This is a genomic window from uncultured Tateyamaria sp. (assembly GCF_947494755.1).
In the GTDB taxonomy this organism is placed as follows: domain Bacteria; phylum Pseudomonadota; class Alphaproteobacteria; order Rhodobacterales; family Rhodobacteraceae; genus Tateyamaria.
Genome location: NZ_CANLVZ010000022.1, coordinates 33,505 through 47,068 on the forward strand (window position 1 = coordinate 33,505; position 13,564 = coordinate 47,068).

The 13,564-nt window shown below is 59.8% G+C and carries 13 protein-coding genes, 1 tRNA gene and 1 pseudogene; 6 read left to right on the plus strand and 9 right to left on the minus strand.

Going from position 1 to position 13,564, the window contains the following annotated elements; translation table 11 throughout:
* Positions 1-46: 46 nt before the first annotated feature.
* The 6 genes from argB to ttcA all read right to left on the minus strand — a co-directional run bounded on the left by argB (position 47) and on the right by ttcA (position 6,867).
* The gene (argB, locus tag Q0908_RS19080; protein WP_299288450.1) at positions 47-910 is read right to left on the minus strand and encodes an acetylglutamate kinase; all 864 of its coding nucleotides are present in this window, start codon (positions 908-910) and stop codon (positions 47-49) included.
* A gap of 76 nt (positions 911-986) precedes the next feature.
* The gene (yihA, locus tag Q0908_RS19085; protein ID WP_299288453.1) at positions 987-1,640 is read right to left on the minus strand and encodes a ribosome biogenesis GTP-binding protein YihA/YsxC; all 654 of its coding nucleotides are present in this window, start codon (positions 1,638-1,640) and stop codon (positions 987-989) included.
* A complete protein-coding gene (locus tag Q0908_RS19090) occupies positions 1,637-2,374 on the minus strand; it encodes an MOSC N-terminal beta barrel domain-containing protein (RefSeq protein ID WP_299288456.1) in 738 nt (245 codons plus the stop codon). Before Q0908_RS19090 ends, yihA begins: the two co-directional genes overlap by 4 nt.
* Positions 2,374-4,188, minus strand: a complete 1,815-nt coding sequence (yidC, locus tag Q0908_RS19095) for a membrane protein insertase YidC (protein ID WP_299288458.1) — start codon at positions 4,186-4,188, stop codon at positions 2,374-2,376. Before yidC ends, Q0908_RS19090 begins: the two co-directional genes overlap by 1 nt.
* Before the next feature lie 165 nt (positions 4,189-4,353).
* A complete protein-coding gene (locus Q0908_RS19100) occupies positions 4,354-5,904 on the minus strand; it encodes a bifunctional diguanylate cyclase/phosphodiesterase (protein WP_299288461.1) in 1,551 nt (516 codons plus the stop codon).
* Positions 5,905-5,979: 75 nt separating this feature from the next.
* On the minus strand, positions 5,980-6,867 hold the full coding sequence (gene ttcA, locus Q0908_RS19105; RefSeq protein ID WP_299288464.1) for a tRNA 2-thiocytidine(32) synthetase TtcA: 888 nt from the start codon (positions 6,865-6,867) through the stop codon (positions 5,980-5,982).
* Between the two features lie 103 nt (positions 6,868-6,970).
* On the opposite strand from ttcA, the pseudogene Q0908_RS19110 reads away from it, so the two are divergent.
* Positions 6,971-7,493: pseudogene (locus tag Q0908_RS19110) on the plus strand (DUF3833 family protein).
* On the opposite strand, the gene yidD reads toward Q0908_RS19110, so the two are convergent.
* The 3 genes from yidD to rpmH are packed head-to-tail and all read right to left on the minus strand — an operon-like array spanning position 7,494 to position 8,288.
* Positions 7,494-7,736 (minus strand): membrane protein insertion efficiency factor YidD, encoded by a 243-nt coding sequence (gene yidD / locus Q0908_RS19115; RefSeq protein WP_299288470.1) that lies wholly within the window; start codon positions 7,734-7,736, stop codon positions 7,494-7,496.
* Positions 7,733-8,128: a ribonuclease P protein component gene (gene rnpA / locus Q0908_RS19120; RefSeq protein ID WP_299288472.1), complete on the minus strand. Its 396-nt coding sequence runs from the start codon at positions 8,126-8,128 to the stop codon at positions 7,733-7,735. The genes yidD and rnpA overlap by 4 nt, the downstream gene beginning before the upstream one ends.
* Before the next feature lie 25 nt (positions 8,129-8,153).
* Positions 8,154-8,288, minus strand: a complete 135-nt coding sequence (gene rpmH / locus Q0908_RS19125) for a 50S ribosomal protein L34 (RefSeq protein ID WP_005980833.1) — start codon at positions 8,286-8,288, stop codon at positions 8,154-8,156.
* Between the two features lie 295 nt (positions 8,289-8,583).
* On the opposite strand from rpmH, the gene Q0908_RS19130 reads away from it, so the two are divergent.
* The 5 genes from Q0908_RS19130 to Q0908_RS19150 all read left to right on the plus strand — a co-directional run bounded on the left by Q0908_RS19130 (position 8,584) and on the right by Q0908_RS19150 (position 13,381).
* On the plus strand, positions 8,584-9,342 hold the full coding sequence (locus Q0908_RS19130) for a TVP38/TMEM64 family protein (protein ID WP_299288475.1): 759 nt from the start codon (positions 8,584-8,586) through the stop codon (positions 9,340-9,342).
* 5 nt (positions 9,343-9,347) lie between these two features.
* Positions 9,348-10,766: an FAD-dependent oxidoreductase gene (locus tag Q0908_RS19135; protein WP_299288478.1), complete on the plus strand. Its 1,419-nt coding sequence runs from the start codon at positions 9,348-9,350 to the stop codon at positions 10,764-10,766.
* Between the two features lie 12 nt (positions 10,767-10,778).
* Positions 10,779-12,161, plus strand: a complete 1,383-nt coding sequence (locus Q0908_RS19140; RefSeq protein WP_299288481.1) for a HAMP domain-containing sensor histidine kinase — start codon at positions 10,779-10,781, stop codon at positions 12,159-12,161.
* Between the two features lie 69 nt (positions 12,162-12,230).
* Positions 12,231-12,307: transfer RNA gene (locus tag Q0908_RS19145), tRNA-Arg, on the plus strand.
* Between the two features lie 192 nt (positions 12,308-12,499).
* Entirely contained in the window at positions 12,500-13,381 is an 882-nt protein-coding gene (locus Q0908_RS19150) for a hypothetical protein (RefSeq protein ID WP_299288484.1), read from the plus strand.
* Positions 13,382-13,564 lie beyond the last annotated feature (183 nt).

A 13,564-nucleotide genomic window follows, 5' to 3' on the forward strand; every position in this document is an offset into this window, starting at 1 on the left:
TGCACAACGCCCGACCGGCAATGCGGCGCAGGGACACATTTGCGTGTCAGCGCGGGCGGATGATCGACCCGGCACCGTGGTCGGTAAACAATTCCAGCAGGCAGGCGTTGGGCGCGCGCCCATCAAGGATCACGACCGCACGCACGCCGCTTGCGATGGCATCCAGCGCGGTTTCGGTCTTGGGGATCATGCCGCCCGCGATGGTGCCGTCCTCGGTCATGGTGCGGATCTGGTCGGCGGTGATTTCGGTCACAACCTCGCCCGCCGCGTTCTTGACGCCGGACACATCGGTCAGCAGCAACAGGCGGTCCGCCTTCAGCGCGCTCGCGATGGCACCTGCCGCCGTGTCGCCGTTGATGTTGAATGTCTCGCCATTCCGGCCCGCCCCAAGGGGGGCAATCACCGGGATCATGGACGTCTCGAACAAGGTCTTGAGGATCGACGGGTCCATCTGCGCGGGCGTGCCGACCAGACCCAATTGCGGGTCCGTCTGATCACAGGTCATCAGGTTGGCGTCTTTGCCAGACAGGCCCACAGCCCGCCCCCCGGCCCGGTTGATCGCCTGTACGATCCGTTTGTTCACGCGGCCAGACAGGACCATCTCGACCACATCCATTGTGGCCGCATCCGTAACGCGTTTGCCATTCACGAACTCGGACGCGATATCGAGCCGCTCGAGCATCTCGTTGATCATTGGCCCGCCGCCATGCACGATCACCGGGTTCACGCCCACCTGACGCATCAGCACAACGTCATTGGCAAAGCTCGCCATGCCCTCGTCGCTGCCCATCGCGTGCCCGCCCAGTTTGATCACCACGGTCGCGCCCGAATAGCGCTGCATGTAGGGCAGCGCTTGGGACAGGGTGCGGGCGGTGGCGATCCAGTCGCGGTTCATCTCTTGGGTCTTCATCTTGTGGCGGCCTTTGGCTTTGCGCGGTTATCGGGAATTGCCGAGCCGCACGCAAGCCATGTCGTCATGCGCCGCGTTATTCGAGCGTTGCGATGATGGCGCGCAAGGTCGCGATGCCGTCGCACTTTTCGCTGGAGGTCAGGACGATCTCGGGGAAAGCAGCGGGGTGGTTGGCGAGGGCGGCGCGGGTCTGGGCCAGCACCGCGTCGCGGTCTGCGGCTTTGACCTTGTCCGCCTTGGTCAACACGCACTGGAACGTGACAGCGGCACTGTCGAGCAGGCTGAGGATTTCCTCGTCCACTTTTTTCACCCCGTGCCGCGCATCGATCAGCACAAAGGCACGGCGCAGCGTTTGACGCCCCGACAGATATTGCTTGAGCAGTTTTTGCCATTTCGCCACCACCGGCAGGGGTGCGTTCGCATAGCCATAGCCGGGTAAATCCACCAGATAGTGGCTGTCAGCGGCGGTGAAAAAGTTGATCTCTTGCGTGCGGCCGGGCGTGTTTGAGGCGCGCGCCAGCCCTTTGCGTCCGGTCAAGGCATTGATCAGGCTAGACTTTCCGACGTTGGAACGACCCGCAAAACAGACCTCCATCCGGTCAGCAGGTGGCAGGCCGGACATTGCGACGACACCTTTGACGAATTCGGTCTCACCCGCAAACAAAAGCCGCCCGCGTTCTTCCGTCTGTGGATCGGGGGCGTCGGCGATTGGGAACGGCAGGGAGGTCATAGCGGCATCACCTTGTCGGTTGCGCGCACCGTGCCACCCCGGACCACCTCGCAACGGACCGAGAAATCCTGATGTCCAAAACTGTCGAGCGCCTTGAGCGTGTCGGCATCCCGCCGTCCGGTGTCCGGATTCGTGGTCGTCGCCAAGCAACGGTCGGTACGTTCCCGCGGGCGCAGGATAGCCTCGCCCACCTGAATATCGCGGTCCATCCAGTCAAACTCAATCCATGGGGCGTCGCTGTCAAACCAGATGTTGCCGCGCCAGCGATGGATGGAAAGGTCCTGGCCCATCTGCTGTTCGACGGCCCGGTGCGAGGCAAGGTTGCACAGGGTCACGGACGGGAAATCGCTGTCGGTATAGCCCCGCCCATCCAGCCGCATGATGTGGCTCGGCAGGGCGCGGTCCTGCGGGACAAGCGGTGCGCTCCACCCGATCAGGGCACCCGGTTCGGCTTCAGGATCAAAGGTCAGGTCGGGGCGATCAGGATGTGACAGGGTCAGCTTGCCAGTCGCCTCATTGAGCTTGGCAGTGATGGCCATCAGCCCGGGTGCTTTGGACACGCGGCTGAAGTGGGCGCATTGCGCCCAGACACCGGGTTCGGCCTTGGCCGCCTCATGCGCGACGGCCCAGACCCGATCCCATGGCATGGACTGCCCGGCGACAAGTGCCACACTGTCAATCTGTTCGCGTCCGTGGCTTTTGATTGGATGACGCCACAGGGTCGTGACCTGCATCACTTGCTGTCCGTCTGCGTGCGCTTCTTGAAGCTGGATTTGATGTTGCCCATCAGATCAGGTTTGTAGCCCTGGCTGCGCATGATCAGATACTGCTGTGTGAATGTGATGGTGTTGTTGGCGATCCAGTAGACGACAAGCCCGCTGGCAAAACTGCCGAGCATGAACATGAAAACCCACGGCATCCACGCAAAGATCATCTGCTGTGTCGGATCGGTGGGGGCTGGGTTCAGCTTTTGTTGCAGCCACATCGAGATGCCCAAAAGCAGCGGCAGAATACCGATAAAGATCAGCGCCATGATCGAGTTCGGATCGGGTGCCTCAACGGGCAGCAGGCCAAACAGGTTCAGGATGGTCGTCGGATCAGGCGCGCTGAGGTCCTGGAAGGGTCCGAAAAACGGCGCATGGCGCAATTCGATGGTGACAAAAATCACCTTGTAGAGCGAGAAGAAGATCGGGATTTGCAGAAGGATCGGCAGACAGCCCGCAGCCGGGTTCACCTTTTCCTTCTTGTACAGCTCCATCATGCCTTGCTGCATCTTTTGCTTGTCGTCGCCCGCGGCCTCTTTCAGCTTTTCCATCTGCGGCTGAAGCTCTTTCATCTTCGCCATGGACACGTAGGATTTGTAGGCCAGCGGGAACAGGATCGCCTTGATGATCAGGGTGAGGCCAATGATCGACCAACCCATGTTGCCGATCAGCACGTTGATCTCGTGCAGCAGCCAGAAAATCGGTTTGGTCAGGAAAAAGAACCAACCCCAGTCGATGCTGTCGACAAAGCCCTCGACCCCATCGTCCTGATAGTCGCGGATCGCCTCCCATTCTTTCGCGCCCGCGAAGAGCTGGGTTGTGACGCTGACGGTTGCGCCTGGCGCGATGTCTTGCGCGGGCAGGCGGGTGATGGCGCGAAACACGTCCGTGCGCGGCGCATAGGTCAGCGCCTGTTCAAAGCTGGCGACGCCCGTGGGGATCAGGATCGACTGCCAGTAGTGGTCTGAAAACCCGATCCAGCCTTCGGTGACGTCGCGTGTCACGATGGCGGGGCGACCCCAGGCCGGGTCAACCTCGGCCTCTGGGATGTCATCCCAGTCGGTTTCGGCCAATTCCCCATTGGCCATGGCGACGGCACCTTCGTGCAGGATAAAGAAGTTTTTCAGATCGGTCGGCGTGCCATGCCGTGTGATCATACCATAGGGCGCGGCGCGCACGGCTGTGTCAGCGGTGTTCGTCACACTTTGCGTGACATCGAACATGTAGTTTTCGTCGACGCTGATCACGCGTTTGAACGTTTGCCCGGTGGCGTTCGACCATTGCAAGGTCACCTCGTTCCCGACGCTGAGCGTGTCGTTGCCCTCAACGTTCCACAGGGTGTTCGGGTCTGGCACACCAGCGGCCTCAAGGCCCGTGCCAGGAGCCCAGCCATGCAGTGCATAATAGGCGGCATCAGACCCGACAGGTGACAACATGGTCACGATGTCGGCGTCTTCATCTAGGCTTGCGCGGTAGTCTTTCAGGCGCAGGTCATCGATGCGTCCGCCGAGCAGGGAAATCGAACCGCTCAACCGCGCTGTTTCGATGGCGATCCGGGGTGCGTCAGCGGTTTCGGATGCGGTCGCTTCCGGCGCGGTCGCACCGGTCGCATCGGATTGAGGGGCCGGCACGGCAATGTCGCCTGTGCTCGCCGTTGCATCGACCGTGGTCGTGGCATCAAGCGGCGTGTCAGGCTCTGGTGGTGGGAACAGCACAAACCAGACGAGGATCACAATGAAACTCAACGCAGTTGCAAGAATGAGGTTCTTGTTTTGATCGTCCATGGAAGACCGCCACCCGCTGTAAGAAAGATTGGTCGGGTTCAACAGAGTGCGGACACAAACGTCAAGCGGATTCGCCCTCATTCAAGGGATAACAGGGCCCATGCGCCACTCAGCTGCGCCGTCAAAACACCGGCGTCGCGATGGTGGTGAGAGACTTGTGTCGGACTAATTCGTGCGCCGCAGTGGAATGGCTGGCGCGTCTTGCAGCTTGGCCTCGTGCGTGCGGACCCAATCCAGTGTTTTTTCAAACGGCATCGGACGCGCGATTCCAAAGCCTTGGACGTAGTCACATCCCAGTTGCGCCAACAGCGCATGCTCACCCACCGTTTCTACCCCTTCGGCGAGGGTTTCGACCCCAAGCCGTTCGGCCATGGTCAGAACCGCACTGATCATGCGTTGCTGTTCTGGGTCGCGGTCCGCCTTCATCACGAACGAGCGGTCGATCTTGATCCGTCCCACTCCAAACCGACGGATGGACGCGATGGAGGCATGACCCGTTCCAAAGTCATCCAGATCGACCCGGCAGCCAAGGGCGGTCAGCGCGTTGATGTTGCGGGTGATGGTGTCGTCGGATGTGTCCGTCACAACGGTTTCCAGGATTTCAACGGCTAGCCGATCAGGTGTCAGATCGAAGCGGTCCAATTCCCACTGAACCTTGTCCACAAGCCGCGGGTTGCCCAGTTCCGATCCGCTGAAATTCACACCCACATGCGGCACGTGAAGGCCAGCGGAGTCCCAAGCCTTGATGGCCGTGAACGTGTGATAGATCATCACCTCTGCCAGCCGCTCGAGCAGGCCCGCATCTTCGATTGCAGGCAAAAACTCGGCAGGAGAGATCGCGCCCCGGTCTGGATGTATCCAGCGGGCCAGCGCCTCAAATCCTGTCACCTTGCCAGTATCGGTCGAGATTTGGGGTTGAAACCAGGGTTGAATATGACCACGCTCAAGAGCGGTCGCCACTTCGTCGCGTAAATCGGCGCGATGTTTGAGGCGCGAATGCAGCTCGACCGAATAAGCGCGGACGGATGCAGGCCCCCGGCGCTGCGCCTCTTGCAGCGCGGCCACGCCGCCGTTGATCCAGTCCTGACCATCTGTGCCCGGCGCGCGGCTGAGCAGACAGAACCCGATGGACGCCGACGTATAGATCGATGTGCCGTCCAGCGAAATCGGTTCTTCAATGGCTTGCTGCAAACGTCCGCTGAGTTGAATGCAGCTTTCCAGATCAAGATGCTGGACCGGCCCCAAACAAATGGCAAATCGACAATCGCCAATGCGACTGATGATGTCAGAATCGCGCGATGCCGCCGCAATTCGGTTGCTGATCGTCTTGAGAACCTTGTCGAGGGCACCCGGTTCAAACCGGTTCGTCAGGAGCGAGTACTCGTCCAGTTCGATTGCCAAAATGGCGCTGTTGCGATCTGCGCCGCGTGCGTTCTGTCGCATGCTTTGGACCTTGGTCAAAAATGTGTCAGGAGACACCACGCCCGAAGAGGACGTGACGTGCGCCACGCGCCGGGCAACCACACCATCAACGCCACCCTGCATCAGCCAGATTGCAGGCAGCGCACAGGCAATGGCAACCAGCGCCACTTCGCCCCCGAACCAAAACCCCGCAAGCGTCAGCGCGGGAACGAATGCCAGCATTTGCGGCCCCGAAAGTGCCGCGGCCCACCGTTGGCGCAACTCGGAAAAAGAGGTCGGCACCCGAAAACGCATATTAGATCCCTTCACGCATCACCTGCCATCCCACAGCAGGTCCCTAGGGTCTAGTCACGCTTGGTAAGCCCGGTCTTAACGCAGCACCGGAATATCCCCAGAAATTTCCTCAAATTGATCAGACTTTCGCATAAGTCCTTGGAAATCAAATAGCTTCGGATCCAGAAGATGCGATGGCCGCGCATTCATCAGCGCGCGAAACATCACCTGTCGGCGGCCGGGGCTGTTGGTTTCCCACCCGTCGAGGATTTGTTTCACCTGCTGGCGTTGCAGCCCATCCTGGCTGCCGCACAGATCACAGGGGATGATCGGATAGGCCATGGCCTGCGCAAATCGGTCGCAATCGGCTTCGGCCACATGCGCCAGCGGGCGATAGACAAACAAATCCCCCTCTTCGTTCACCAGCTTTGGCGGCATGGTCGCCAGACGCCCGCCGTGAAACAGGTTCATGAAGAACGTTTCGAGGATATCGTCGCGGTGATGGCCCAGCACCACAGCCGAACACCCCTCTTCGCGCGCCAACCGGTAGAGGTTGCCCCGCCTCAGCCGCGAACACAGCGCGCAAAACGTGCGCCCCTCGGGCACTTTGTCGACAACGATGGAATAGGTGTCCTGATACTCGATCCGGTGGGGCACCTGCATCCGCTCCAAAAACGCAGGCAGTACGGTTGCGGGAAAGCCCGGTTGCCCCTGATCGAGGTTGCAGGCCAGCAGATCGACCGGCAACAAGCCGCGCCACCGCAGTTCGTAGAGCACGGCCAGCAGGGTGTAGCTGTCCTTGCCCCCTGACAGGCAGACTAGCCATTTGGGGCGGGGTGCGTCGGGGTCCGTGGCCTCAATCATCCCGTATTGCTCGATCGCTTCGCGGGTTTGGCGCACGACACGTTTGCGCAGCTTTTTGAACTCGGTCGTGCGCGGTGCCCCGGCAAAAAGCGGGTGAATATCGTCGCTGTCATCAAGCATGGGGTGCGTCCTTGGGCGATGGGTTTCATTCAGCCTATACCACGGCCTTGGCGAACCAAAAGGGGGGCGCGGCGCGTATCCAGTTTAACAAGTGGACAGCGACATGATGTGCGTATTGATGGTATTGGCGCTGGCATGTGTCGCCGCCTGCGCAGGCAAGCGGACGCTGGACGACCCCGCCCTGTCCGAGCGGAAACTGAACCTTGAAGAGTTCTTTGACGGACGGGTCGTGGCCTATGGGCATTTTCCGGACGTGTTCGGAACGGTACGCTGTCGCTTTGACGTCGAGATCAACGGAACATGGGATGGGCAGCCCTGACGCTGGTTGAGGATTTCGTCTATGAGGACAACAGCACCGAACAACGCATCTGGGCGCTTAACAAAACCGGCGAGGACACCCGGGACGGGACCGCGCCGGGTGTGATCGGGACAGCGACGGGGCAACAGCGAGGCGGTACGTTCAACTGGCGCTATACCATTGACTTGCCGATGCCGGACGGCACGCTGCGGGTCACCTTTGATGACTGGATGTGGATGCTCTCGGAGACACGTGTGCTGAACCGGGCCTATATGAAGGGGCAGCGGTCCACATTGGCGACGTGATCGTCACCTTTGAAAAGCAGTGATCAGGGATCGTCCCGTTCGGGGCGCTCTGGCACAGGGTCATACCCATCACCACCCCATGGATGACAGCGCGCGATGCGTCGGGCGGCCATCCACGATCCTTTGATCCCACCATGCTTTTTCAGTGCATCGAGCGCATAGGCGCTGCAGGTGGGTTGGTAGCGGCAATTGAACCCGACCCACGGCGAAAATATCAACCGATAGGCGCGCACGGGCACTGAGGCGATAAAGGCGAGCGGGGTCATGGCGCACGCTCAAGTGCGGTGCGCAGATCAGCGAGCATGTCCTCAAAGGGGCGGGTGGCGGTGACCTCGGCGCGCCCGATCAGGACATAGTCGGTGCCGGGGGTACCGTGATGGGGCAGCACGAGGCGGGCAATTTCGCGCAAGCGCCGCTTGGCGCGGTTGCGGGCCACAGCGTTGCCGACCTTTTTGGAGCAGGTATAGCCAATGCCGATATGATCGCCTGTCTCGCGCGTGTGCACTTGCAGGATAAATCCGGGCATTGCCACACGACGGGCGCGGGCAGCGCGAAGAAACTCCGAACGCGCCTTGAGGGTGCACAAACGAAATGGCCCCGCCGATGGCGCATCTTTTCCGACGGGTGTGTCGGACAAAGAGACCTTCGGCGGGGTCATGTGATAAACATGCCTGAGGGCGCGGTTACGCGCTCAACGACTTCCGGCCACGGGCGCGGCGTGCGTTCAGGATCTTGCGGCCAGCTTTGGTCGCCATGCGCGCGCGAAAACCGTGGCGGCGTTTGCGCACGAGGTTCGAGGGTTGGTATGTGCGTTTCATCGCAATCACTCCGGGTCAATTGGCCAAGCCACGCGGATTCGGGGCAATGGCAGTATTCGAAGCCCGTCCTCTAAAGGGGGCAGGGGGGCAAGTCAAACCCCGGCGAGGCGAAAAATGGTGATACTGCAACAAATTCGCGCCGGCGTCTGATGATATGTTTCAAGCACGCGCATTGAGCCCTGATTTCGCACGTTTTCGACAAATAATGATCAATCGCCCGTGACTTTCCTGTTTTTCGGGGTGCCGCGTCCGCACATTCAGGTCAGAAGAGGGCCAATGAAGGGGCACCTCAGCAATGGATAATGACGAAAAGGGGACGGATGTGTCCGATACCAGCCAACCAACAACCGGCGGATTTGCACGCCGCCTGCCCTTGATCGTGATCGCACTTGTTGCGGCGATTGGTGCCTTTACACTGCGCGATTACCTTAACTTTCAGACCCTTGCGGACAATCGCGAGGCGCTTTTGGCGTTTCGGGATGAGAACTTTGTGCTGACGGTGCTGGCATTCGTGGCCGCCTATTTCCTCGTGGTGGCGTTTTCGTTGCCTGGTGCCTCTGTGATGACGCTCACGGGCGGTTTCCTGTTCGCTACCTTCCCCGGTGCGCTGTTCAATGTTGTTGCGGCCACATTGGGGGCCATCGCCATCTTTTCCGCCGCCCGCCTGGGCCTTGGCGACAAACTGGCCAAAAAGATGGATTCCAGCAGTGGTCTGCAGAAAAAGATCAAGGATGGCATCGACGAAAACCAGTGGTCCATGCTGTTTCTGATCCGGCTTGTGCCTGCGGTGCCGTTCTTTGCGGCCAACCTGATCCCGGCCTTGTTGGGTGTGCCTTTGTTCCGTTTTGCAGTAACGACGTTTCTGGGCATCATTCCGGGTGCGGTTGTGTTCACCTCTGTCGGTGCGGGTCTGGGTGAGGTGTTTGACCGGGGCGACACGCCTGATCTGGGCATCATCTTTGAACCTGCGATCCTGCTGCCTATCTTGGGTCTGTGTGCGCTCGCCGCCCTTCCCATCATCCTCAAGACCGTGCGCGGCAAAAAGGGCCTGTAAGTTTCATGAAGCGTATAAAGACCGATATCCTGATCATCGGGGCCGGATCAGGTGGCTTGTCCGTGGCCGCAGGCGCGGCCCAAATGGGGGCCAAGGTTGTCCTGCTCGAAGGACACAAGATGGGCGGGGATTGCCTGAACTACGGCTGTGTGCCCTCCAAGGCGCTCATTGCAAGCGGCAAGGCGGCGCATGCTCAGTCCCACAGCGCAGTCTACGGCGTGGCCGAGGTGGCCCCGCAAATCGACTATGCCGCAGCCAAGGACCATGTTCAGGGCGTCATTGCCCAGATTGAACCGGTCGACAGTCAGGAACGTTTTGAGGGGTTTGGGGTCGAGGTGATCCGCGAATTCGGGCGCTTCATTTCAGACACCGAAGTGCAGGCGGGCGATACGGTCATCACCGCGCGACGCATCGTGATCGCGACGGGGTCCAGCCCGCTTGTGCCCCCAATCGAAGGCATGGACACGGTGCCATACCTGACCAATGAAACTCTATGGGAGCTGCGGGAACGGCCCGACCACCTGCTGATCATCGGCGGCGGCCCGATTGGGATGGAGATGGCGCAGGCCCATGTCCGCTTGGGATCCAAAGTGACGGTGATCGAAGGGGACAAGGCGCTTGGCAAGGACGACCCGGAACTGGCCAAGGTGGTGCTTGAAAACCTGCGCGCAGAAGGGATCGAAATCGCCGAAGATGCGCTGGCCTCCAAGATCGAAGGCGGGGAGGTGGCCGTCACGGTACACACCAAGGACGGGCGCAGCTTTGCCGGCTCGCATCTGCTGGTGGCCGTCGGGCGCAAGACGAACACCGACAAGCTGAACCTCGATGCCGCCGGGATCGAGACGACGAAAACAGGAGTCAAGGTCGATAACGCCATGAAGACCACCAATCGCCGCGTCTATGCCATCGGGGATGCGGCCGGTGGACTGCAATTCACCCATGTGGCGGGCTATCATGCGGGGGTCATCATTCGATCCATGCTGTTTGGGTTGCCCTCGAAGACCAAGACCAGCCACATCCCGTGGGCGACTTACACAGACCCGGAACTGGCGCAGGTGGGACTGACCGAAGCGCAGGCGCGTAAAACCCACGGCGACAAGCTTGAGGTGGTGCGCTTTCACTATGAACACAACGACCGGGCCATCGCCGAGCGCAAGACCAAGGGGCTGATCAAGGTCATGGTGGTCAAGGGACGTCCCGTCGGTGCCTCCATCGCGGGGCATCAGGCGGGCGAATTGATCAACCTCTGGGCGCTTGTGCTGGCCAACAAGATGAAGATGAGCCAGGTGGCGGCCATGGTTGCTCCGTACCCGACCATTGGTGAGGTCAACAAACGCGCTGCCGGGGCCTATTTCAGCCCCCGCTTGTTCGAAAGTGATCTGGTCAAGCGGGTGGTAGGGCTTGTGCAACGCTTCATTCCCTGACCACATACGCGCATGTTGAATTCACTCTCTGGCCGCTTTCTGATCCTCACGACGATTTTCGTGATGTTGGCGGAAATCATGATCTTCGTGCCCTCAATCGCCCGGTTCCGTGAAGAGTTTTTGCAGAACCGGCTTGAGCGGGCGCAGATCGCCTCGCTTGCGCTGCTGGCCGACGACATGATCGACAGTGAGTTGGAGGAAGAGCTGCTTGAGAACGCAGGCGTCTTCAACGTGGTGCTGCGCCGCGACGAGGTGCGCCAATTGATGCTGTCGACTCCGATGCCGCAAGCTATCGATGCGACCTTTGATCTGCGCGATGGCACCGCACCGGTGTTGATCCGCGATGCAATGCTGCGTCTGCTTGATCCTGAAAACAAGGTAATCCGGGTGATCGGTGCGCCCACCCGGCAAGCAGGGTTGCTGATCGAAATTACTATGGAAACGGCACCTTTGCGCGCTGCTATGCTCGACTATGGCGTGCGTATTCTGGTCTTGTCGGCGGTCATTTCGATCTTTACCGCCTTTTTGCTGTTTATTGCAGTGCGCGCCATCCTGGTGAAACCAATCCGTGGCGTCGTTGGTCATATGCAACGTTACGCCGCCTCACCCGAGGATGCGCGGCGTATCATTATTCCGACCGCAGGCGTGACCGAACTGCGCGAGGCCGAAGAAGCGTTGCGCTCGATGCAGACCGAGCTGATCTCGGCCTTGCGCCAAAAGGACCGGCTGGCCCAACTCGGGGGGGCTGTGTCCAAGATCAGCCATGATTTGCGCAATATTCTCACTTCGGCTCAACTATTCACCGACCGGATTGAGATGTCCGAAGACCCGCTGGTGGCGCGCATGGCTCCCAAACTGGTAGGCTCAATCACGCGCGCGGTGAACCTGTGCGAAAGCACGCTCGCCTTTGGCAAGGCCGAAGAACCCAGCCCCTCACTCATGGTGGTGACGCTGGATGATCTGGTGGCTGACGTGCTGGACAGTGAACGACTGGCAGTGGGCGAGCATGACCTGTCGCTCAGCGAAAACATCCCGCCGCTGTTCACCCTGCGCGCAGACCCCGAACAACTGTTTCGCGTGGTGTCCAACCTCGTGCGCAATGCGCGTCAGGCGATCATCGCGACGAATAAGGCAGGCGAAATCAACGTCTCGGCTTACGAGGACGCCGACAATTGGTGGATCGAGATCGCCGACACTGGCCCCGGCCTGCCACCCAAGGCGCAAGAGCATCTGTTCACGCCTTTCCAGGGTGGGGTGAGCAAAGGCGGCACCGGCCTTGGCCTTGCCATTGCATCCGAGCTGATCCGCGGCCATGGGGGGGCGCTGGAGTTGGACCGGACAGGACCCTCCGGAACAGTGTTTTCGATCCGCCTGCCCAAGGGCGACGGTATTTGAGCGCGCGCACGGTTTTGGCCAGATACCCCCTTGCATTGGCGCGGGCACAGGACTAAACCGCCCAAACGCGGACCGATAGCTCAGCTGGATAGAGTACCTGACTACGAATCAGGGGGTCGGGGGTTCGAATCCTCCTCGGTCCGCCAAAATCAAAATGTGAGATGACAGATAGTTTTGTGTTTTTGGACACATAGGTCTGATTTGTCTCTCGAAACGTCGCTTTCGTGGTTCCAATTCCTGTCAGCCTGTCCGATCTCAATCTCTTGGGCTTTTGGCCAGGGATAATTTGGTGTGCCAGAACCACCTTTGCTGCATAATCGCGGCGAAAGGGCGCTGTCATGGTTGAACAATCTCTTTCCCTGTCTGAGACAAATCTCACGATTTGCGATGACCCGATCGTTGCGCGCCGGGCTGGAACCCGCTTCGCACCTCGTGCCGAGATCATCGATGAGCAGGGCAGGCGGGCTCTTATCTGCCTCGTCCCTCCGGACAATCCCGAACTTGCACTGACCGAAGACGTGATGACAGCGCGTGAAGTGGCTGGGGCAGCGCAGGTCATTCATTTGAGGTCGGACGCGGGCGTGGCTCTTGTTGCGCGCAAGCTCGGCTCTGGGTTTCGATACCAAATGACCAATACAACCGTGGCCGTTGGCGGGCATCAGATTGCCATCACCGATTTATGCGAACGCTTTCCGGTTGCGCGCCGCACGGGCTGGAACGACCTCCCTCTGAGCGGGCAGGATTTGCCGACGTTCTTTGATATAGAGAGTTTTTTGAGCTGGTGGGATTTTGTGCCAGGCAAACAGCGGTTTGACATGCTGAACGGGCAGGTACATCTGGTGCCAAGGCCGTCACCCGCTGCCCAAAACGGGGTGCCTCTGGAAGCTGAATTGAACATGGCGCTTCCCGCGCCGTTCTTTGCCATTCGCAACCTGCTGTTTCGTGCCAGTGCCTTGTCGGCATTGCTCATACCGATATCGATCTGCCGCTCGCCGCTTGTGGACGGTCCTTTTGTCAAACCTGTCGCAGCGATTTACCCTGTGTGGGATGCAACGTCGAAACGTTTTGCATTGGAGCGAGTCGGGTTGCTACGGAACAGCTCGATACCGTGTGCTATTTTTGACCATATCACCGGCGTGTGGAGGTCTGGCGATTGGTCCGCGATCGGGTCCTTTGATCTTGGTAACAGCAGCCTGAGCTTGAAAGGTGTGTTGCCTTGAATGAAGGCAGCTCGCGGCCCAGAGCCGACCTTGGTCATCCATCTCTACGCGGCAGTGCAGCTCCTTGAAAGCGGACGTCAGGTGGGTGTTCGCTGCCTATTTGTTGTTGACCTGCTCCCCTGAGAGTCCGTGTTTATAAGTTAGCTCTGTTCAGGTTTTGGTCCTCTTCTGACCGGTTAGCAT

Coding starts and splice junctions, on each gene's coding strand:
- Q0908_RS19140 (WP_299288481.1), top strand. CDS start 10,779: ATGTTGAATTCACTCTCTGGCCGCTTTCTGATCCTCACGACGATTTTC.
- Q0908_RS19135 (WP_299288478.1), top strand. CDS start 9,348: ATGAAGCGTATAAAGACCGATATCCTGATCATCGGGGCCGGATCAGGT.
- rpmH (WP_005980833.1), bottom strand. CDS start 8,288: ATGAAACGCACATACCAACCCTCGAACCTCGTGCGCAAACGCCGCCAC.
- Q0908_RS19100 (WP_299288461.1), bottom strand. CDS start 5,904: ATGCGTTTTCGGGTGCCGACCTCTTTTTCCGAGTTGCGCCAACGGTGG.
- yihA (WP_299288453.1), bottom strand. CDS start 1,640: ATGACCTCCCTGCCGTTCCCAATCGCCGACGCCCCCGATCCACAGACG.
- rnpA (WP_299288472.1), bottom strand. CDS start 8,128: ATGACCCCGCCGAAGGTCTCTTTGTCCGACACACCCGTCGGAAAAGAT.
- yidC (WP_299288458.1), bottom strand. CDS start 4,188: ATGGACGATCAAAACAAGAACCTCATTCTTGCAACTGCGTTGAGTTTC.
- Q0908_RS19130 (WP_299288475.1), top strand. CDS start 8,584: ATGGATAATGACGAAAAGGGGACGGATGTGTCCGATACCAGCCAACCA.
- Q0908_RS19090 (WP_299288456.1), bottom strand. CDS start 2,374: ATGCAGGTCACGACCCTGTGGCGTCATCCAATCAAAAGCCACGGACGC.
- yidD (WP_299288470.1), bottom strand. CDS start 7,736: ATGACCCCGCTCGCCTTTATCGCCTCAGTGCCCGTGCGCGCCTATCGG.
- Q0908_RS19150 (WP_299288484.1), top strand. CDS start 12,500: ATGGTTGAACAATCTCTTTCCCTGTCTGAGACAAATCTCACGATTTGC.
- ttcA (WP_299288464.1), bottom strand. CDS start 6,867: ATGCTTGATGACAGCGACGATATTCACCCGCTTTTTGCCGGGGCACCG.
- argB (WP_299288450.1), bottom strand. CDS start 910: ATGAAGACCCAAGAGATGAACCGCGACTGGATCGCCACCGCCCGCACC.